The organism is Kribbella sp. NBC_01245 (assembly GCF_036226525.1).
GTDB lineage: Bacteria > Actinomycetota > Actinomycetes > Propionibacteriales > Kribbellaceae > Kribbella.
This window is the reverse complement of the sequence record NZ_CP108487.1, coordinates 3661332-3680073: the sequence shown is the minus strand read 5'-3', so window position 1 is coordinate 3680073 and position 18742 is coordinate 3661332. Positions and strand designations below refer to the sequence as shown.

The following is an 18742-nucleotide window of genomic DNA, read 5'->3' as shown; positions in this document are numbered from 1 at the left end:
GCCTTGGTTCAGCTCGACTGGCAGGTCGGGATCGTTCCGTTGTGCTCGACCGGGACGCGTAGCCGCGGAAGACACAGCCGTTGATCGGGATGGTCGGGCTTGGAGCCCTCATCGGTCTTCCTCAGGCCCCCATGCTCGACATCGACCCACGACAGCGCCCGCGCCTCATTGAGGTCATCCACAACCTGACCGAACGAATTACCGATCTCGGCCTGCCGGTACTGCGTGGCGGGCACGCTTGACCATCAAACGGATGCGCGGCAAGGACAATCCACGCCGGCTCAGATGTACGGCTGGTGACCGGTCTGGCGTCAGAGTCCTCGTCAACCCCACCAGAGCAGTTCCGGATCTGCCGATGAGCGAGCATGCGACGTGCCCCGGTCTACTGCCACAAGACCGTCCGAGCGTCCGAGTATTAGCGATTCGCTGTCGGGAGTGAGTAGGTATACGCCCGGATCGAAGTGGATGTGCGACCCAGAGGGTGCATCTGGATCAGCGAGAGCCAGGCACCAGCGAGCCAGGTCGCGCGGGCTCGCGAGGTTCGCCTCAATCTCCACGCCGTCGGGCCCGAGGCGGACGACGATGTCCCCACCTTCCTCGGTCAGCAGAACGACTCCACGGGACCTGTCGTAGTCCGCCACTTCGATCGGAAGGTCGTCACCACGTGGTGACGACCTTCCGAACGCACGCTCGTGCCGCTGTCCGCGCGCACCGAGTCTCGCACGTCGATCTGCAGACGAGTCAGCGGCTCGGCGCGCGCACTGTCAGACTTGCTCTCATGAGCGGACTCGAGGATGAAGTTGCGGCCTTCAGAGGTCGCGTGGAATCAGCTGGTCTTGCAGCGTTCGCCGACTCTCTGGTGCGGTTGGCGCGGCCGAGCATCCGACTCACACCAGACCTCTCCGCCCAGACTCATAGCCTCCGGACCAGCCGGCTGGGTGGCGCACCCGATCTGCCAACGGGGACGCCGTGGCCGCGGGACGACGCTTCGCATCTGAGTTTCATCGCACAGGTGAATCTTGCCGACGTGGCGCCGTACGACGTCGATGGAGCCCTGCCCCGAGACGGGCTCTTGTCGTTCTTCTACGACGCCGTTTCTCAGGACGCGTGGGGATTCGATCCGGTTGACCATGGAGCATCCGCCGTCCTCTACACGCCTGCGGGGATCCCGGTTGAGCCACGACGACTCCCGTCGGACTTGACGGATCAGGGCGTGTTCGATGCATTCACCTTGAAGCCGATGGCGGAGATGACTTTCGCGCCATGGGAGTCGTTCGACATCGAGTCCGTCGGCATGACCCGCGACGAGCGCTTCGCCTACGCGGAGCTGTTCGCCTACGCGGAGCTGTTCGACGACGAGAATGCGACGAAGCATCGGCTCCTCGGGCATCCAGACCCTGTGCAGGGGGACATGCAACTTGAATGCCAGCTCGCCACCAACGGTCTCTACTGCGGTGACTCAACTGGCTATCAAGATCCGCGCGCCGCAGAGTTGAGCCCTGGCGCAGCCGACTGGCGCCTCCTCATGCAGATCGACTCCGAGGACGAAGCCGACATGATGTGGGGCGACGTAGGACGCCTCTACTACTGGATCCGGAAGTCCGACCTTGTCGACCGCAATTGGGAACTCACTTGGCTCGTGCTCCAGTGCGGTTGACATACGGATCTGCCGTCAGGCGGTAGCCTGGACGACCGTGTCAACTGTTAGAACTGAACACGTTCCCAGTCGGAATTGGTGTTCCAGTTGGGTTGATCCTTTAGCCACGACCACATGCGCGTCAGCACCTCGTGAGCGTCGGGCACCATCGTGCTGAAGTGCCGGTCAGCGCTGCCGTCGCGATGCTCGAGCACGAACGTTCCGTCCTCGTGACGCTACGTCTGGAGGTACACCTCCGGAGCGCGCTCAAGGACGATCCACGGGGCTGACGGGGAAAGGCCAGCCACGAGCGACTCGAGCCGCCCATAGGTCAATGCGCCGAGACGAGTGCCGTCACCGGCCTTGACCCCGATGGGTTCGCCTGGGGCGGGCCGATTCACGTCCCCGGCATTCAGGTCGACCAGGACGAGCCCGTGACGCGCCGCGAGCCTGAGCAGGGCCACGTAGTTGTTGTCGACGTCCGCGTACGTGATCGGCACCGCCAGTCCATCGGCCCTGCCAGCTAGCGGCCACACCGAGAGCCATCCGTCGTTCTCGTCCGCTGCCCCGGCCGCTTCGCGGTCGGCGAGGAAGGCGGTCAGCCGTGGGTCCGCCTGGCCGTCGGCCACGTTCTCACTTTCGAATACTGCGACTGCCGCCGCGAGCGCGGCGCGGTCGTCGGATCCGGCAGCCTCCGGCGTGAGGACGGCGAAGTCATAACTCATGACTGATTTGACCACAGAGACCAGACGCATCCGTGATGTCGAGCCGAGACGGAGTTCGCCACCTTCCTTGACCGCGTGCTCACCGACTACCGGACCTCCGGCCGTGACGAGTGGGAGAACACCACCCTGGGGAGCTTCTCGACGCTAAGTGGCATACAGCGCTGTCTTGCCCCGGCTGCTGGCTGTCTTTGTGGGCTTCGGCTTGGCCAGGACCAGGAGACCAACCATCGAGCCGATCTTCGCCATGACGGGATGCACTACAGATTCCAGGAAGGCGCGGGCATCAGCTTCAGTGCGCCAGACGTCGAGAATGACGAAACCGTCGCCGTCGGGCCAGACCCGAGATCCGCTCAACCGTCCCGCCGTATGACGTCACCAGGCCTTGCATCGCGAGGCACACACCGAGCACCGGAATCTTTGGTGTCGGAGGTCTTGACGGCCTCGCGGGTCCCACTGCATTGTTGCTTGTGTCGCAATCGAATGCAGGATACGCAACACGGGAGGTCTCGGAATGGTCGGACGTCGAACCGCCATCATCGGAGCCGGAGTCGTCGGCGCGGCGCTTGCGGATGAGCTGTCCGCACTCGGCTGGACGGACATCGTCGTGCTCGACCAGGGCGACCTGCCAGCCACCGGCGGCTCGACCTCGCACGCGCCCGGGCTCGTCTTCCAGGCCAGCGGTTCCAAGGCCCTGACTGATCTGGCTCGATACACGGTCGAGAAGTTCGTCGAGCTCGAGCACGAGGGGCAGTCCTGCTTTCTCCAGGTCGGGGGCCTCGAGATCGCGACGACGCCGGAGCGACTGGCCGAGATCCACCGTCGGCACGGCTGGCTCACGTCCTGGGGTGTCGAGGCGGAGGTCGTCGATGCGGATCGCTGCGTCGAGTTGCACCCGCTGGTCGACCGCGACCGGGTGCTCGGCGGACTGCACTGCCCGACCGACGGTGTGGCCAAGGCACTGTGGGCGGTCGAGGCGCAGATCGAACGGGCGAAGGGCCGCGGTGTGCGGTTCCTGCCGCGCCACGAGGTCACTGGGATCTCGGTCGAGGACGGCAGGGTCGTCGGGCTCGAGACCAACCACGGCGAGATCCCGGCCGATGTCGTCGTGTGCTGCGCCGGGATCTGGGGCCCGAAGGTCGCGGCCCTGGCCGGCATGCGACTTCCGCTGACCCCGCTGGCCCATCAGCTTGCCTGGACCGGCCCCGTCCCGGCATTGGCCGGCCAGACCGAGGAAGCGGTCCGCCCGATCCTCCGGCACCAGGACGCGGACCTCTACTACCGCGACCGCTACGACCAGCTCGGGATCGGCTACTACGGCCACCGCCCGATGCCGATCGACGCGAACGACCTGGTCGCAGTCGACGAGGCCGACGTGATGCCGTCGGTCCTCGAGTTCACCCCCGACGACTTCGCGCCCGCCTGGGACGAGACGCAGGCTCTGCTCCCGTCGACGGCGGACGCGAAGATCGAGGAGGGGATCAACGGCGTCTTCTCCTTCACGCCGGACGGCATGCCGCTGCTCGGCGAGTCGCCCGAGCTGTCCGGCTTCTGGGTCGCGGAGGCGGTCTGGGTGACGCACTCCGCCGGCGTCGGCCGGGCGGTGGCCGAGTGGCTGGCCAACGGGTACAGCGAGAGCTTCGACCTGCACGAGTTCGACGTGAACAGGTTCGAGGACTATCAACTCGTCCCGGAGTACGTTCTCGAACGCGACTGCCAGAACTTCGTCGAGGTGTACGACATCCTGCACCCGCTCCAGCCGATGGACTCGCCGCGTGCGGTCCGCACCTCGCCGTTCTACCCGCGCCAGCTGGAGCTCGACGCCTACTTCCTGCCGGCCACCGGCTGGGAGCGGCCGCAGTGGTACGACGCCAACAAGGACCTCCTCGAGCGGTACGACGTACCGGAGCCGAACGACTGGGCCGCGCGCTACTGGTCGCCGGTGGCCGGTGCTGAGGCCCGGGCCACCCGCGAGGGCGTCGCGATGTACGACATGACGGCGTTGAAGCGGTTGTCGGTGAAGGGCCCTGGTGCCACCGCATTCCTGCAGCGGCTCGCGACCGGTGATGTCGACAAGTCCGTCGGGTCGGTCGTCTACACCCTCTTGCTCGACGTCGACGGTGGCATCCGCAGTGACGTCACCATCGCGCGTCTCGGCCGGAACGAGTACCAGGTCGGTGCCAACGGCGCGCTCGACGAGGACTGGTTCAACCGCTTCCTGCCCGGCGACGGGTCGGTCGTCGTCACCGACATCACGCCGGGCACATGCTGTATCGGCCTGTGGGGCCCGAAGGCCCGCGAGGTGCTCGGCAAGCTGACCGACGCGGACCTGACGAACACCGGTCTGAAGTACTTCCGTGCCGCCCGGTTCAGCATCGGCAACGTCCCGGTCACCGCGATGCGGCTCTCGTACGTCGGTGAGCTCGGCTGGGAGCTCTACACCAGCGCCGACCTCGGGCTCCGGCTCTGGGACTCGATCTGGCAGGCAGGCCGGGAGCACGGCATCATCGCTGCCGGCCGCGCGGCGTTCAACAGCCTGCGGCTGGAGAAGGGCTACCGGTCCTTCGGTGCGGACATGACCTTCGAGCACGACCCGTACGAGGCCGGCGTGGGCTTCGCCGTGAAGCTCGACAAGGGTGACTTCATCGGCCGCGATGCCCTGCTGCGCCGCAAGGAGAACCAGACTCGCACGCTCGCCTGCCTGACCATCGACGACCCGGTCGACGTCGTCGCCGGCAAGGAACCGGTCTTCGTCGACGGGCGCCCGGCCGGGTACGTCACCAGCGCGGCCTACGGCTACACGATCGGCAAGGGCATCGCCTACGCCTGGCTGCCGATCGAGGCCGCCACCCCCGGGACACCGGTCGAGATCGGCTACTTCGACCACCGGGTGCAGGCCGTCGTCACGGCCGAGCCGCTGTTCGACCCGAAGATGACCCGCCTCCGCGGCTGACCCCCGATCGACGTTTCCGATTCATCGCGCAAGGAGTCTCCATGACCGTCACCGAGAACAAGACCCTCCCTGACAGTTTCCTGCCGACCCTGCCGGGTGCGGCGTATTCGGACCCCGACCTGTTCGCTCGCGAGCAGGAGGTGCTGTTCGAGCAGCTCTGGTTCTGCGCGGTCCGCTCGGGTGACATCGCGAAGCCGGGCGCCTTCCGGACCGTCCAGATCGGCCGCGAGAGCATCCTGATCAGCCGCTCCCGCCGCGGTGAGGCGCGGGCGTTCTTCAACATCTGCCGGCACCGCGGCGCCAAGCTGTGCACCGAGGAGTCCGGCGAGACCCAACGGGCCTTCCAGTGCCCGTACCACGCCTGGACCTACGACCTCGACGGCAAGCTGATCGCCGCCCCGAACCTGACCAAGATGCCGGACATCGACCGGGTCGAGTACGGCCTGCGCAAGGTCCACGTCCGCGAGTGGCTCGGCTACATCTGGGTCTGCCTCGCCGAGGAGGCGCCGTCGTTCGAGGAGACCGTGGTCGGCGCGGTACTGACCCGCCTCGGCGACGTCGAGGCGCTCGAGCACTATGGGATCGAGAACCTCGAGCTGGGCCGGCGGATCACGTATGACGTGAAAGCCAACTGGAAGCTGATCATCGAGAATTTCATGGAGTGCTACCACTGCGCGACCATCCACCCGGAGCTCACCGAGGTACTGCCGGAGTTCGCCGACGGCTTCGCGGCACAGTACTTCGTCGGGCACGGCGCGCTGTTCGGCGATGACGTCAAGGGATTCACGGTCGACGGCTCCGAGGGCCTGGACCGGATCCCGGGCATCTCCGACGACCAGGACCGCCGCTACTACGCCGTGACGATCCGGCCGCAGGTCTTCATCAACCTGGTCCCCGACCACGTGATCATCCACCGGATGTTCCCGCTCGCCCCCGACCACACGGTGGTCGAGTGTGACTGGCTGTACCTGCCGAACGTCGTTGCCGAAGGCAAAGACCTGAGCAAGTCGGTGGAGCTCTTCCACCGGGTCAACCAGCAGGACTTCGAGGCCTGCGAGCGCTGCCAGGACGCCACCGACTCGCGGATGTACGCAGCAGGTGGGGTCTTGGTGCCGAGCGAGCATCACATCGCCGAGTTCCACCAGTGGGTCCTCGACTCGCTCAAGCCCCGCAGCTGAAGGAGAACCTGATGACGACGAACAGCACCGCACTGGCCGAGACCGTCCTGGACCGCAGCCTGGCCGACTTCGACCCGGAGATCGCCGCCGCCGTCGCGGACGAACTGCGCCGCCAGCAGAACACGCTGGAGATGATCGCCTCCGAGAACTTCGCGCCGCGGGCGGTCATGCAGGCCCAGGGATCGGTGCTCACGAACAAGTACGCCGAGGGTTACCCGGGCCGTCGGTACTACGGCGGCTGCGAACACGTGGACGTGGTCGAGCAGCTCGCCATCGACCGGGTCAAGGCGCTGTTCGGCGCAGAGGCGGCGAACGTCCAGCCGCACTCCGGCGCGCAGGCGAACGCGGCCGCGATGTTCGCGCTGCTCGACCCGGGCGACACGATCCTCGGGCTGGACCTGGCCCACGGTGGTCACCTCACCCACGGCATGCGGATCAACTTCTCCGGCAAGCTGTACAAGGTGGTGCCGTACCAGGTGTCGGCCGACGACTTCCGGATCGACATGGCCGAGGTCGAGCGGCTGGCCCTGGAGCACCGGCCGAAGATGATCGTGGCCGGCTGGTCGGCGTACCCGCGGCAACTCGACTTCGCCGAGTTCCGCCGGATCGCGGATCTGGTCGGCGCCTACCTGATGGTCGACATGGCGCACTTCGCCGGTCTGGTCGCCACCGGTCTGCACCCCAGCCCGGTGCCGTACGCCGACGTGGTCACCACCACGACCCACAAGACGCTGGGCGGCCCGCGGGGCGGGGTGATCCTGAGCAGGGCCGAGCTGGCCAAGAAGATCAACTCCGCGGTCTTCCCGGGGCAGCAGGGTGGTCCGCTCGAGCACGTGATCGCGGCCAAGGCGGTGGCGTTCAAGCTGGCCGCTTCCGCGGAGTTCCGGGACCGTCAGGAGCGCACGCTCGAGGGTGCGAAGCTGCTCGCCCGCCGGTTGTCGGCGCCGGATGTCAGCGTGGCCGGTATCTCGGTCCTGACCGGCGGCACCGACGTACACCTGGTCCTGGTCGACCTGCGTGACTCCGAGCTCGACGGGCAGCAGGGCGAGGACCGGCTGCACGAGATCGGGATCACCGTGAACCGCAATGCCGTACCGTTCGACCCGCGACCGCCGATGGTGTCGTCCGGTCTGCGGATCGGCACCCCGGCGCTGGCGACCCGAGGTTTCGGCGCCGCGGCGTTCGAGGAGGTCGCGGGCATCATCGCCGCCGCGCTGACCGGGTCCGGCGATCCGGTCGAACTTCGCCGCCGGGTCGAGGCTCTCGCGTCCAAGTTCCCGTTGTACCCGCCGCAGGAGGACTGATGGCCAAGCAGCTTCCGGAGCACCCCGCCTGGCTCTGGCGGGATCCGAATCCCAAGTCGTCGTACGACGCCATCGTGATCGGCGGTGGTGGTCATGGCCTGGCTACGGCGTACTACCTGGCCCGCAACCACGGCCTGACCAACATCGCCGTACTGGAGAAGGGCTGGCTCGCGGGCGGGAACATGGCTCGCAACACCACGATCATCCGGTCCAACTACCTGTGGGACGAGAGTGCGGCGATCTACGAGTACGCGCTCAAGCTGTGGGAGCTGTTGCCGGCCGAGCTGGACTACGACTTCCTGTTCAGCCAGCGCGGAGTCCTGAACCTCGCCCACACGCTCCAGGACGTCCGCGACTCGGTCCGCCGGGTCGAGGCGAACCGGCTGAACCGCGTCGACGCCGAATGGCTGGAGCCGGACGAGGTCGCGAAGGTCTGCCCGATCATCAACGTCTCGCCCGAGCTGCGCTACCCGGTCCTCGGCGCGACCTTCCAGCCGCGGGCCGGAATCGCCAAGCACGACCACGTCGCCTGGGCGTTCGCGCGGGCCTGTGACGCGATGGGTGTGGACATCATCCAGCACTGCGAGGTGACCGGGTTCGTCAAGGACGGCAACAGGGTCGTCGGGGTCGACACCACGCGCGGGCGGATCAACGCCGGTCTGGTCGGTCTGGTCGCGGCCGGCCACAGCAGCGTGCTCGCCGAGAAGGCGGGCTTCCGGTTGCCGGTGCAGTCGCATCCCCTGCAGGCGTTGGTGTCCGAGCTCTACGAGCCGGTCCACCCGACCGTGGTGATGTCGAACTACGTCCACGTGTACGTCTCCCAGGCCCACAAGGGTGAGCTCGTCATGGGCGCCGGCGTCGATGCCTACAACGGGTACGGCCAGCGCGGCTCGTTCCACGTGATCGAGCGGCAGATGGCGGCCGCGATCGAGCTCTTCCCGATCTTCGCCCGGGCGCACCTGCTGCGAACCTGGGGCGGGATCGTCGACGTCACCCCGGACGCCTCGCCGATCATCGGGGCCACCCCGGTGGAGAACCTGTACGTCAACTGCGGCTGGGGCACCGGCGGCTTCAAGGCGACGCCGTCGGCCGGCTGGGTGATGGCGCACACGATGGCCACCGGCGAGCCGCACGAACTGAACCGCCCGTTCGGGCTGGAGCGGTTCACCACCGGCGCCCTCATCGACGAACACGGCGCCGCCGGCGTCGCCCACTGATCCCGAAGGAGCACCTGCGATGCTGCAGCTGAACTGCCCGTGGTGCGGACCGCGGGACGAGACCGAGTACCACTACGGCGGCCAGGCCCATGTCCCGTACCCCGAGGACCCGAGTGCCCTCGCCGACGAGGAGTGGGCGGAGTATCTGTTCTTCCGCGACAACCCGAAGGGTCCCTTCGCCGAACGGTGGGTTCACAGTGTCGGCTGCCGTCGGTGGTTCAACGTCGTCCGCGACACCCGGACCTACGAGGTCCTGGCCGTCTACACGAACACCGAGCCGCGGCCCGACCTCGGCATGGGCGTCGCAGCAGGAGGCCAGCGATGAGCAGCCAGTACCACCGGCTCCCGAGTGGCGGTCGCATCGACCGAAGCACGGTGCTGACCTTCACTGTTGACGGTATCGACTACACCGGCCATCCCGGCGACACGGTGGCATCCGCGTTGCTCGCCAACGGCCGCGTGCGAGTCGGTGACTCGATCTACCGGGGCCGTCCCCGTGGCATCGTGGCCGCTGGTCCGGAGGAGCCGAACGCGCTGCTCCAGGTGGGTGGCGAACAGTCCGAGCCGATGGTGCCGGCGACGATCCGTCCGTTGGTCGACGGGTTCCGCGCGTCGATGTTGTCCGGTCTTGGCGTACTCGATCCTGATCCGGACCCGGCGATGTACGACAAGCTGTTCGTGCACACCGAGGTCCTGGTCATCGGCGGTGGACCGGCCGGTCTCGCCGCGGCGCTGTCGGCGGCCCGCTCGGGCGCGCGGGTCGTGCTCCTCGACGAGCAGCCGGAGCTCGGCGGTTCGTTGCTCTCGGCAAGCACTGAACTCGTGGACGGCAAGCCCGCGATCGACTGGGTGGCGGAGGTGGCCGCGGCACTCGCGGCCGAGCCGGAGGTGACCGTCCGGACGCGGACCCTGGCGTTCGGTTCGTACGACGACAACTACGTGCTCGCGGTCGAGGACCGCCCGGCCTCGCAGGCCCCCGGGGTGTCGCGGCAGCGGGTGTGGCACATCCGGGCCGGTCAGGTCGTGCTGGCGACCGGCGCGCACGAGCGGCCGCTGGTCTTCGCCGGCAACGACACCCCGGGAGTGCTCCTGGCGGGCGCGGTCCGGACGTACCTCAACCGGTACGCCGTCGTCGCCGGCCGCAAGGTGGTTGTCGCGACCACGAACGACAGCGCCTACGAAACGGTCGAGGACCTCGTCTCCGCCGGCGTGGAGGTCGTCGCCGTCCTGGATGCCCGGACAGACCTGTCCCCGCGGGCGGCCGAGGTATCCGACAGCGGCGTACGAATCATCCCGGGCAGCACGGTCGAGCGGGCAGAGGCCGACCCGGCCACCGGACTGCTCACGAAGGTCGATGTGGGCAAGCTGGGTGACGCCGACGAGGTCGCGTACGCCGAGACGCTGGATGCCGACCTGTTGGCCGTCTCCGGTGGTTGGAGTCCGGTGGTGCACCTGCACAGCCAGCGGCAGGGCACGCTGCGGTGGGACGACGAACTGGCCGCCTTCGTGCCCGGCAGCGTGGTGAAGAACCAGCAGGTCGTGGGTTCGGCGGCGGGCACGATGACGCTCGACGAAGGACTGCGCGCGGGTTCGGTGGCCGGTGCCGAAGCAGCGACGGCCGCCGGCTTCGCGGTCGACCCGCTCGACATCGGTGGGTCGAGCCGCCAGCCAGTGGCGGGACCGACGCGGCAGCTCTGGCTGATCGCCGGTCTCGACGGCGAACCCGGTGAGTGGGACGAGCACTTTGTGGATCTGCAGCGCGACCAGACGGTCGCGGACGTCTGGCGGGCGACCGGCGCGGGCATGCGCAGCGTCGAGCACGTGAAGCGGTACACCTCGATCGGCACCGGTCAGGATCAGGGGAAGACGTCGGGAATCAACGCGATCGGCGTCATCTCGGCCGCCCTCGGCGCCGGCGGCGTCGGCGCGGTCGGCACCACGACGTACAGAGCGCCGTACGCACCCGTCTCGTTCGCCGCGCTCGCCGGCCGGGAACGCGGCGAGCTCTTCGACCCGCGGCGGACCACGCCGATCCAGAGTTGGCACGTCGAGGCGGGCGCGGAGTTCGAGGTCGTCGGTCAATGGATGCGTCCCTGGTACTACCCGCAGCCGGGGGAGGACCTCGACACCGCGGTCGAGCGGGAGTGCCGGGCCGCGCGGACCGGCGTCGGCATGATGGACGCGTCCACGCTCGGCAAGATCGAGATCGAGGGCCCGGACGCCGGTGAGTTCCTGAACCGCATCTACACCAACGCGTTCAAGAAGCTGCCGGTCGGTTCGGCGCGGTACGGCGTGATGTGCACGCCGGACGGGATGATCTTCGACGACGGCGTAACGCTGCGGCTGGCCGACGACCGGTACTTCATGACCACCACGACCGGTGGCGCGGCCGGCGTACTGGACTGGCTCGAGGAGTGGCTGCAGACCGAGTGGCCCGGTCTCGAGGTGTACTGCACCTCGGTGACCGAGCAGTGGTCGACGGTCGCCGTCGTGGGTCCTCGGTCTCGCGAGGTCGTCGCGCGGGTCGCGCCGGAGCTGGACGTGTCGAACGCGGCGTTCCCGTTCATGACGTTCCGCGAGACGGTACTCGCTTCGGGGATCCCGGCCCGGATCTGCCGGATCTCGTTCTCCGGGGAGCTCGCGTTCGAGATCAACGTGGCCGGCTTCCACGGCCGATCGGTGTGGGAGCAGGTGTACGCGGCCGGTCAGGATCTCGGCATCACTCCGTACGGCACGGAGACGATGCACGTCCTGCGGGCCGAGAAGGGGTACCCGATCGTCGGGCAGGACACTGACGGCACGGTCACGCCCCAGGACGCCGGGATGGAATGGGTCGTCTCGAAGCAGAAGGACTTCATCGGCCGGCGTTCGTACGCGCGGGCCGACACGCAACGCGCCGACCGCAAGCACCTGGTCGGCCTGCTGCCCGTCGATCGTTGCACCCGGCTTCCGGAAGGCAGTCAGGTGGTCGCGGCGGCGGACGGCGTACTCGACGGGTCCGCTCCGGTCCCGATGCTCGGGCACGTGACGTCGAGCTATCACAGCGCGGCGCTGGAGCGCCCGTTCGCGCTCGCCCTGATCAAGGGCGGCCGGGACCGGATCGGCGACGTGCTGGTGGCGCCGGTCGGTGACCGGCTGGTCGAGGTCGAGGTGACCTCACCCGTGCTCTACGACCCCGAAGGGACGAAGCGAGATGGCTGATCTGACCCTGCTGCAACGCAGTCCGCTGGAGACGCCGATCCTCAGCATGGTGAGCGTCCGGGTCGATCCGGACTCCGACGGAGCCCGAGGCATCGAGGCCGTTCTGGGTACGGCGCTGCCGCGAACCTGCGGTGTGGTCACCCGGAACGGCGCCCACTCGGTGCTGTGGCTGGGACCCGACGAGTGGCTGGTCGTTTCCGAGAGCGGGGCTGGATCGCTCGCCGGTGAGCTCCGTGCGGCCGCGACCGGCTCGGCGTCCGCCGTGGTCGACGTGTCGGCGAACCGGGTGCTGCTCGAACTGTCCGGGACCATCGCACGGGACGTGCTCAAGAAGGGCTGTCCCGTCGACCTGCACCCCCGGGTGCTCGCCGACGACACCGCTGTCCTGACCACGCTCGCGCGGGTTCCGGTCCTGCTCTGGAAGGTCGACCGGACGCGGTTCCGGATCCTGCCGCGCGCCTCGTTCGCGTCGTACGTCGGTCGCTGGCTGCTCGACGCCATGGAGGAATTCGCTCCGTGGGACCAGAGCGCCGGCGGCTCCTGATGGCGCTCTCGGCGTTCGATCTCTACTCCGTCGGTATCGGGCCCTCGTCGTCGCACACTGTCGGTCCGATGCGGGCTGCCAAGCGGTTCGTGGACCGGCTGGCCGAGTCCGGGCAGCTGGCCGACGTCCGCCGCGTCAAGGCCGAGCTGTTCGGCTCGCTCGGGGCGACGGGGCACGGTCACGGCTCGCCCAAGGCGGTGGTTCTCGGTCTCGAGGGTGAGGATCCGGCAACGACGGACACCGATCGGGCGGACCGCCGGATCGGTGCGATCCGGGACAGCGGCCTGCTGCGCCTGAACGGTACGAGCCCGGTCGGCTTCGACCTGGACTCCGATCTGGTCATGCACCGGCGCAAGAGTCTGCCGGCCCATCCGAACGGCATGACGTTCGCCGCCTTCGACGCGGACGAGCGGCAGCTGGACTTCCGGACGTACTACTCGGTCGGCGGTGGCTTCGTCGTCGACGAGGAGGCCACCGCCGCAGATCGCGTCGTACTGGACGACACGCAGGTCAAGTTCCCGTTCGGTACCGGCGCGGAACTGCTCGAGATCTGTGCCCGGGAAGGGCTGTCGATCAGCGACGTCATGCTCGCCAACGAGCAGGCCTGGCGCACCGAGGACGAGATCCGCGCCGGCCTGCTGCACCTGTGGTCCGTGATGACCGCGTGCGTCGAACGAGGCATCCACCGGGACGGGGTTCTTCCCGGCGGGCTCCGCGTACCGCGACGCGCCCCGGGCCTGTACCGCGAGCTGTCGAGCAAGGGGTACGACGATCCGCTGCACGTCGTCGACTGGGTGAACCTCTACGCGCTCGCGGTCAACGAGGAGAACGCGTCCGGCGGCCGGATCGTCACCGCGCCGACCAACGGCGCCGCGGGGATCATTCCGGCCGTCCTGCACTACTACGCGCATTTCGTGCCCGGCGCGGACGACGACGGCATCGTGCGGTTCCTCCTGACCGCGGCCGCGATCGGCATCCTGTTCAAGCTGAACGCGTCGATCTCCGGGGCCGAAGTGGGCTGCCAGGGAGAGGTCGGCTCGGCCTGCTCGATGGCCGCCGGCGGTCTCGCCGAGGTCCTGGGCGGTACGCCGGCCCAGGTCGAGAACGCGGCCGAGGTCGGGATCGAGCACAACCTCGGCCTGACCTGCGACCCGGTCGGCGGCCTGGTGCAGATCCCGTGCATCGAGCGGAACGCGATCGCCTCGATGAAGGCGATCAACGCCGCGCGGCTGGGCGTGAACGGCGACGGCAGCCACAAGGTGAGCCTGGACAAGGCGATCAAGACGATGCGCGACACCGGCCGGGACATGTCGGTCAAGTACAAGGAGACCGCCCGCGGCGGCCTCGCCGTCAACGTCATCGAGTGCTGAAGCCGTCGGCCGCATCGCCGCCCGACGCAAGAACAGAGGTCCAGTCCCTCGCGCTGGGGACCGGACCTCTGTTCTTGCCGTGTTGATCAGTGACCGCGGGCGATCCACGCCTCGAGGTCGGGGAGCTCGGCACCGATCGACGTGTCGTCACCGTGTCCGGTGTGGACAGCTGTTTCCTCCGGCAGGGGGAGCAGCTTGTCCCGGATCGAGTCGATGATGGTCGGGAAGTCACTGTACGAGCGCCCCGTCGCCCCCGGCCCGCCCTGGAAGAGGGTGTCGCCGGTGAAGACGACACCCAGCTCCGGGCTGTAAAAGGAGCAGGCGCCCGGCGAGTGACCGGGCGTGTGCAGCGTCCGCAGCGTGATTCCGGCGACTTCGAATTCGTTGCCGTCGGCAAGCTCGCCGTCCGGTGTGGACTCGTGGACCTGGTCCCACAGGACCCGGTCGGCCGGGTGCAGGTACGAGGGAGCGTCCGTTGCCGCGCACAGCTCGGGTGCCGCGTTGATGTGGTCGTCGTGCGCATGGGTGAGCAGGACGGCCCGCACGGTGCGGCCGCCGACCGCCGCGACGATCGGCTCGGCCCAGTGCGCGGCATCGATGACGACGCACTCGTAGTCGTCGCCGACAACCCAGACGTTGTTCTTGACGTCCCAGACGCCGCCGTCGAGGCTGAAGGAGCCCGCGGTCACCACACGGGTGATTTCCGCCCGGCTCACAGCTCGACCACCGAACGCAGCACCTCGCCCTTGTGCATCCTCGCGAACGCGTCCTCGACCTCGTCGAGAGCGATGGTCTCGGTGATGAACGCGGCCAGCGGGAACCGGCCCTGCTGCGCCAGGTCCACCAGCATGGGGAAATCACGGGACGGCAGGCAGTCGCCGTACCAGGATGACTTCAGCGCGCCGCCGCGCCCGAAGACCTCCAGGAGCGGAAGGGTGAGCTCGCTGTCCGGCGACGGTACGCCGACCAGGACGACGGTGCCGGCCAGGTCACGCGCGAAGAACGCCTGCTCGTAGGTCTCCGGCCGCCCGACCGCGTCGACCACGACATCCGCGCCGAAGCCTCCGGTGAGCGCGCGGATCGCCTCGACGGCGTTCTCGTCGCGGGAGTTGACCGTGTGGGTCGCGCCGAACTCCTTGGCCCAGCCGAGCTTACGGTCGTCGACGTCGACCGCGATGATGGTGGCGGCCCCGACGAGGGCCGCACCGGCGATCGCCGCGTTGCCGACGCCACCGCAGCCGATCACGGCCATCGAGTCGCCCCGCCCGACGCCACCGGTGTTCACCGCGGCGCCGAACCCGGCCATCACCCCGCAACCGAGCAGGCCGGCGGCGCCGGCCGGCGCGTGCGGGTCGACCTTGGTGCACTGGCCCGCTGCCACGAGCGTCTTCTCGATGAACGCGCCGATGCCGAGGGCGGGCGACAACGGCGTACCGTCGGTCAGTGTCATCGCCTGCGTGGCGTTGTGGGTGTTGAAGCAGTACTGCGGCTTGCCCTTCGCGCACGCGCGGCACTGGCCGCAGACCGCGCGCCAGTTGAGGATGACGAAGTCGCCCGGAGCGACCTCGGTGACACCCGCACCGACCGACTCGACGACCCCGGCAGCCTCGTGGCCGAGCAGGTACGGGAACTCGTCGCCGATACCGCCCTCGCGATAGTGCAGGTCGGTGTGGCACACGCCGCACGCCTGGATCTGGACCACGGCCTCACCGGGGCCCGGGTCGGGGACCACGATGTCGGCGACCTCGACCGGTGCGCCCTTGCTGCGGGCGATAACGCCCTTGACGGTGACGGACATGCGGCTCCTTGTTCTGTGGTGGTGGATGAGCTCAGCGGAAGACGACGGTGCGGTTGCGGTCGAGGAGCACGCGGTGCTCGCTGTGCCAGCGGATGGCCCGGGAAAGGACCTGGGCCTCGACGTCCCGCCCGGCGGCGGTCATGTCGGCGGGGTCGAGCGAGTGGTCGACCCGGGCGACGTCCTGCTCGATGATCGGCCCCTCGTCGAGGTCCGGGGTCACGTAGTGCGCAGTCGCGCCGATCAGCTTCACGCCGCGGGTGTGGGCCTGGTGGTAGGGCTTGGCGCCCTTGAAGCTCGGCAGGAACGAGTGGTGGATGTTGATGGCCCGCCCTTCCAGCTTGCCGCACAGCTCGTTCGACAGGACCTGCATGTAGCGGGCGAGGACGACGAGGTCGGCGTCGAGGGTGTCCACCAGTTGGAGCAGGCGCGCCTCGGCCTCCGGCTTGGTATCCGGCGTGACCGGGACGTGGAAGAACGGGATGCCGTTGGCGTCGGCGAGGGCCTCGAAGTCCCGGTGGTTCGAGACGATGCCGGGAATCTCGATGTTCAGCGCACCCGTGCTGGTGCGGAACAGCAGGTCGTTCAGGCAGTGCCCGAAGCGGGACACCATGATCAGCGTCCGCGTCGGGGTGTGCAGGTCGTGCAACTGCCACGCCATCGCGAACTCACTAGCGATCGCGCCGAAGTCCTGTCGCAGCGACTCGACACTCACGTCGTCCGCGCGGAACTGGACGCGCATGAAGAAGGTGTCGGTCAGCCTGTCGTCGAACTGCTGGCTGGCGAAGATGTTCCCGCCCTGCTCCATGACGAAGCGGCTGACCGCGAAGACGATGCCGGCCGCCTCCGGACAGGTCAGCGTGAGGACGTACTCGTGGCCGGCCGGGGGACGAGGCGCCATGATCTCTCCTTTGCGTATTACACAACAGCTTGAGCGATACGCAACAGCGTGCCTGCCGGGATCGGCCAGGTCAAGGGCCTGCCGAGGCCGACTTTCGGCCGGTACGGCGGTCCGCGGGTGCGTCGCCCGGACATGCGGACAGGCCGGGAGGAGGGCCCTGGATGAGCCCTTCTCCCGGCCGGTGTGGTGCTGCGGTCAGCTAGCCGACAGGTGTTTGCAAGGCCGGCGCGGCGCCGTTCGTGGTCGCGGCCAGCTCCTTCCCGTCGAGCTCCTCGAGGGTCTCGGTGGTCAGCTTCCTGCGCCCCTTCCGTGGCGCCGGATCAGGCTCGTTGCGGAGTTCCTTCACCAGCGACACGGCGGCGCCGATCATCACGAACATGAACGGGAAAGCCGCCAGGATGCACAGCGTCTGTAAGGCCGGCAGGCCGCCGGCGAGGAGCAGGATGCCCGCCACGGCGCCGGTCATGACGCCCCAGAAGATCGTCACCAGGTTGCGCGGCTCGCGACAGCCGCGACAAGACAGCATGGCCATCACCAGCGCGGCGGCGTCCGCGCCGGAGATGAAGAAGAACGCCACCAGGATCACGACGACCAGTGCGGTCAGGGCGAACAACGGATACTGCCGCAGCAGTTCGAACAGCGCCGTCTCCTGGCCCTGCTGCAGGGCCGCGGCCAGGTCCGTGCCGCCGAGCTGCAGGTTGATCGAGATGCCACCGAGGACGGAGAACCAGACGAAGGTGACCAGGCTCGGAGCGAGGACGACGCCGAAGACGAACTCGCGGATCGTGCGGCCTCGGGAGATGCGGGCGATGAAGGCGCCGACGAACGGCGTCCACGACATCCACCAAGCCCAGTAGAAGATGGTCCAGCCGCTGAGCCACTCCTGCCCGCCGAAGGCGCCGGCGCGGAAGCTCATCGGGACGATCTGGTACAGGTAGTCGCCGACGGACTCGGTGAAGGTGCTGAGGATGAAGACGGACGGTCCCACCACGAACAGGAAGAACAGCAGCGCGACGGCGAGCACCATGTTCACGTTGGACAGGTACTGGATGCCGCGGTGGACCCCGCTGACCGCGGAGACGATGAACGCCAGGGTGAGCGCCGCGATGATCGCGATGGCGACCGGCGTGGATTTCGGGACGTCGTACAGCTGGTTCAGGCCCGAGTTGATCTGCAGGGCGCCGAGGCCGAGGGACGTGGCCGAGCCGAACAGGGTCGCCACGATCGCGAAGGTGTCGATGGCCCGGCCCGCGCCGCCCTCGGACCGCTTGCCGAGCAGCGGGAAGAAGGTCGAGCTGATCAGGTTCGCGCGGCCGTGGCGGAACGAGAAGTACGCGAGGGCCAGGCCGATGACGGCGTACATCGCCCAGGGGTGGAAGGCCCAGTGGAAGAAGGAGTACTGGATGGCGAGCTGGGCGCTCTCGTGCGTGTTCGGCTCGGCCAGGCCCATCGGCGGCGTGCTGAGGTGGGACAGTGGCTCGGCGACACCGTAGAACATCAGTCCGATGCCCATACCGGCGCTGAACATCATGGTGATCCAGCTGACCGTCTTGAACTCTGGGCGCTCGTCGTCGCGTCCGAGCCGGATCCGGCCGTAGCGGCTGCAGGCGAGGACCACTGCGAGGGCGACGAACCCTACGCTCGCCAGGACGAAGAGCCATCCGAAGCTCTTGATCACCCAGGCCAGCGCATCGCCGGCGACACCGGCGAGCCCCTTGTTGTCGAAGATTCCCCAGAGGATGAACGCGAGGGCGATCGCGGCCGAGGTGGCCAGCACGATCCTGTCGGCGGGCAGACGGGCGAACCGATCAGGGCGGTCCGACGTTGGCGGCTTCTCAGGCATGGTTGACATTGCGAAGAGTCCCTTCAGTGGGGTGCCACAGTGCCCGGGTGGTCTCCGACTGTAGGACTGAGTTGTGTG

At 68.3% G+C, this 18742-nt stretch carries 18 protein-coding genes; 10 read left to right on the top strand and 8 right to left on the bottom strand.

Annotation, left to right across the window (positions count from 1 at the left end; all coding sequences use genetic code 11):
- Positions 1-8 precede the first annotated feature (8 nt).
- A complete protein-coding gene (locus OG394_RS16155; RefSeq protein ID WP_328996181.1) occupies positions 9-236 on the bottom strand; it encodes a hypothetical protein in 228 nt (75 codons plus the stop codon).
- A gap of 87 nt (positions 237-323) precedes the next feature.
- Positions 324-557: an Imm32 family immunity protein gene (locus OG394_RS40080; RefSeq protein ID WP_442914306.1), complete on the bottom strand. Its 234-nt coding sequence runs from the start codon at positions 555-557 to the stop codon at positions 324-326.
- Here OG394_RS40080 and OG394_RS16150 point away from each other — a divergent pair.
- Positions 468-671 (top strand): hypothetical protein, encoded by a 204-nt coding sequence (locus OG394_RS16150; RefSeq protein WP_328996180.1) that lies wholly within the window; start codon positions 468-470, stop codon positions 669-671. The two genes, OG394_RS40080 and OG394_RS16150, sit on opposite strands and share 90 nt — an antisense overlap.
- A gap of 107 nt (positions 672-778) precedes the next feature.
- Positions 779-1657: a YwqG family protein gene (locus tag OG394_RS16145; RefSeq protein ID WP_328996179.1), complete on the top strand. Its 879-nt coding sequence runs from the start codon at positions 779-781 to the stop codon at positions 1655-1657.
- A 215-nt stretch (positions 1658-1872) separates the two neighbouring features.
- Here the strand turns inward: OG394_RS16145 and OG394_RS16140 are convergent, their stop codons facing one another.
- Together OG394_RS16140 and OG394_RS16135 are read right to left on the bottom strand one after the other, a co-directional pair.
- The gene (locus OG394_RS16140) at positions 1873-2361 is read right to left on the bottom strand and encodes a hypothetical protein (RefSeq protein WP_328996178.1); all 489 of its coding nucleotides are present in this window, start codon (positions 2359-2361) and stop codon (positions 1873-1875) included.
- 144 nt (positions 2362-2505) lie between these two features.
- On the bottom strand, positions 2506-2715 hold the full coding sequence (locus tag OG394_RS16135) for a hypothetical protein (RefSeq protein WP_328996177.1): 210 nt from the start codon (positions 2713-2715) through the stop codon (positions 2506-2508).
- 157 nt (positions 2716-2872) lie between these two features.
- Between OG394_RS16135 and OG394_RS16130 the strand changes: the two genes are divergently transcribed.
- The 8 genes from OG394_RS16130 to OG394_RS16095 are packed head-to-tail and all read left to right on the top strand — an operon-like array spanning position 2873 to position 14125.
- Positions 2873-5311 carry a GcvT family protein gene (locus OG394_RS16130; RefSeq protein ID WP_328996176.1) on the top strand — a complete coding sequence of 813 codons (2439 nt, stop codon included), beginning with the start codon at positions 2873-2875 and terminating at the stop codon, positions 5309-5311.
- Positions 5312-5352: 41 nt separating this feature from the next.
- Positions 5353-6489 (top strand): aromatic ring-hydroxylating oxygenase subunit alpha, encoded by a 1137-nt coding sequence (locus OG394_RS16125; RefSeq protein WP_328996175.1) that lies wholly within the window; start codon positions 5353-5355, stop codon positions 6487-6489.
- 11 nt (positions 6490-6500) lie between these two features.
- Positions 6501-7793 (top strand): serine hydroxymethyltransferase, encoded by a 1293-nt coding sequence (glyA, locus tag OG394_RS16120; RefSeq protein WP_328996174.1) that lies wholly within the window; start codon positions 6501-6503, stop codon positions 7791-7793.
- Entirely contained in the window at positions 7793-9010 is a 1218-nt protein-coding gene (locus OG394_RS16115; RefSeq protein ID WP_328996173.1) for a sarcosine oxidase subunit beta family protein, read from the top strand. Before glyA ends, OG394_RS16115 begins: the two co-directional genes overlap by 1 nt.
- A gap of 19 nt (positions 9011-9029) precedes the next feature.
- On the top strand, positions 9030-9335 hold the full coding sequence (locus OG394_RS16110; protein WP_328996172.1) for a sarcosine oxidase subunit delta: 306 nt from the start codon (positions 9030-9032) through the stop codon (positions 9333-9335).
- Positions 9332-12211: a 2Fe-2S iron-sulfur cluster-binding protein gene (locus OG394_RS16105; RefSeq protein WP_328996171.1), complete on the top strand. Its 2880-nt coding sequence runs from the start codon at positions 9332-9334 to the stop codon at positions 12209-12211. The genes OG394_RS16110 and OG394_RS16105 overlap by 4 nt, the downstream gene beginning before the upstream one ends.
- On the top strand, positions 12204-12755 hold the full coding sequence (locus OG394_RS16100; protein ID WP_328996170.1) for a sarcosine oxidase subunit gamma: 552 nt from the start codon (positions 12204-12206) through the stop codon (positions 12753-12755). The genes OG394_RS16105 and OG394_RS16100 overlap by 8 nt, the downstream gene beginning before the upstream one ends.
- Positions 12755-14125 carry an L-serine ammonia-lyase gene (locus OG394_RS16095; RefSeq protein WP_328996838.1) on the top strand — a complete coding sequence of 457 codons (1371 nt, stop codon included), beginning with the start codon at positions 12755-12757 and terminating at the stop codon, positions 14123-14125. The genes OG394_RS16100 and OG394_RS16095 overlap by 1 nt, the downstream gene beginning before the upstream one ends.
- A gap of 86 nt (positions 14126-14211) precedes the next feature.
- On the opposite strand, the gene OG394_RS16090 is transcribed toward OG394_RS16095, so the two are convergent.
- The 4 genes from OG394_RS16090 to OG394_RS16075 form a co-directional block, all read right to left on the bottom strand.
- On the bottom strand, positions 14212-14841 hold the full coding sequence (locus tag OG394_RS16090) for an MBL fold metallo-hydrolase (protein ID WP_328996169.1): 630 nt from the start codon (positions 14839-14841) through the stop codon (positions 14212-14214).
- Positions 14838-15923, bottom strand: a complete 1086-nt coding sequence (locus tag OG394_RS16085; RefSeq protein ID WP_328996168.1) for an S-(hydroxymethyl)mycothiol dehydrogenase — start codon at positions 15921-15923, stop codon at positions 14838-14840. The genes OG394_RS16090 and OG394_RS16085 overlap by 4 nt, the downstream gene beginning before the upstream one ends.
- Before the next feature lie 31 nt (positions 15924-15954).
- A complete protein-coding gene (purU, locus tag OG394_RS16080) occupies positions 15955-16821 on the bottom strand; it encodes a formyltetrahydrofolate deformylase (RefSeq protein ID WP_328996167.1) in 867 nt (288 codons plus the stop codon).
- A gap of 199 nt (positions 16822-17020) precedes the next feature.
- On the bottom strand, positions 17021-18664 hold the full coding sequence (locus OG394_RS16075) for a BCCT family transporter (protein WP_328996166.1): 1644 nt from the start codon (positions 18662-18664) through the stop codon (positions 17021-17023).
- Positions 18665-18742: the final 78 nt, after the last annotated feature.

Coding starts and splice junctions, on each gene's coding strand:
- OG394_RS16085 (WP_328996168.1), bottom strand. CDS start 15,923: ATGTCCGTCACCGTCAAGGGCGTTATCGCCCGCAGCAAGGGCGCACCG.
- OG394_RS16130 (WP_328996176.1), top strand. CDS start 2,873: ATGGTCGGACGTCGAACCGCCATCATCGGAGCCGGAGTCGTCGGCGCG.
- OG394_RS16100 (WP_328996170.1), top strand. CDS start 12,204: ATGGCTGATCTGACCCTGCTGCAACGCAGTCCGCTGGAGACGCCGATC.
- OG394_RS16125 (WP_328996175.1), top strand. CDS start 5,353: ATGACCGTCACCGAGAACAAGACCCTCCCTGACAGTTTCCTGCCGACC.
- OG394_RS16095 (WP_328996838.1), top strand. CDS start 12,755: ATGGCGCTCTCGGCGTTCGATCTCTACTCCGTCGGTATCGGGCCCTCG.
- OG394_RS16075 (WP_328996166.1), bottom strand. CDS start 18,664: ATGCCTGAGAAGCCGCCAACGTCGGACCGCCCTGATCGGTTCGCCCGT.
- OG394_RS16145 (WP_328996179.1), top strand. CDS start 779: ATGAGCGGACTCGAGGATGAAGTTGCGGCCTTCAGAGGTCGCGTGGAA.
- OG394_RS16110 (WP_328996172.1), top strand. CDS start 9,030: ATGCTGCAGCTGAACTGCCCGTGGTGCGGACCGCGGGACGAGACCGAG.
- glyA (WP_328996174.1), top strand. CDS start 6,501: ATGACGACGAACAGCACCGCACTGGCCGAGACCGTCCTGGACCGCAGC.
- OG394_RS16115 (WP_328996173.1), top strand. CDS start 7,793: ATGGCCAAGCAGCTTCCGGAGCACCCCGCCTGGCTCTGGCGGGATCCG.
- OG394_RS16105 (WP_328996171.1), top strand. CDS start 9,332: ATGAGCAGCCAGTACCACCGGCTCCCGAGTGGCGGTCGCATCGACCGA.
- OG394_RS16140 (WP_328996178.1), bottom strand. CDS start 2,361: ATGAGTTATGACTTCGCCGTCCTCACGCCGGAGGCTGCCGGATCCGAC.
- purU (WP_328996167.1), bottom strand. CDS start 16,821: ATGGCGCCTCGTCCCCCGGCCGGCCACGAGTACGTCCTCACGCTGACC.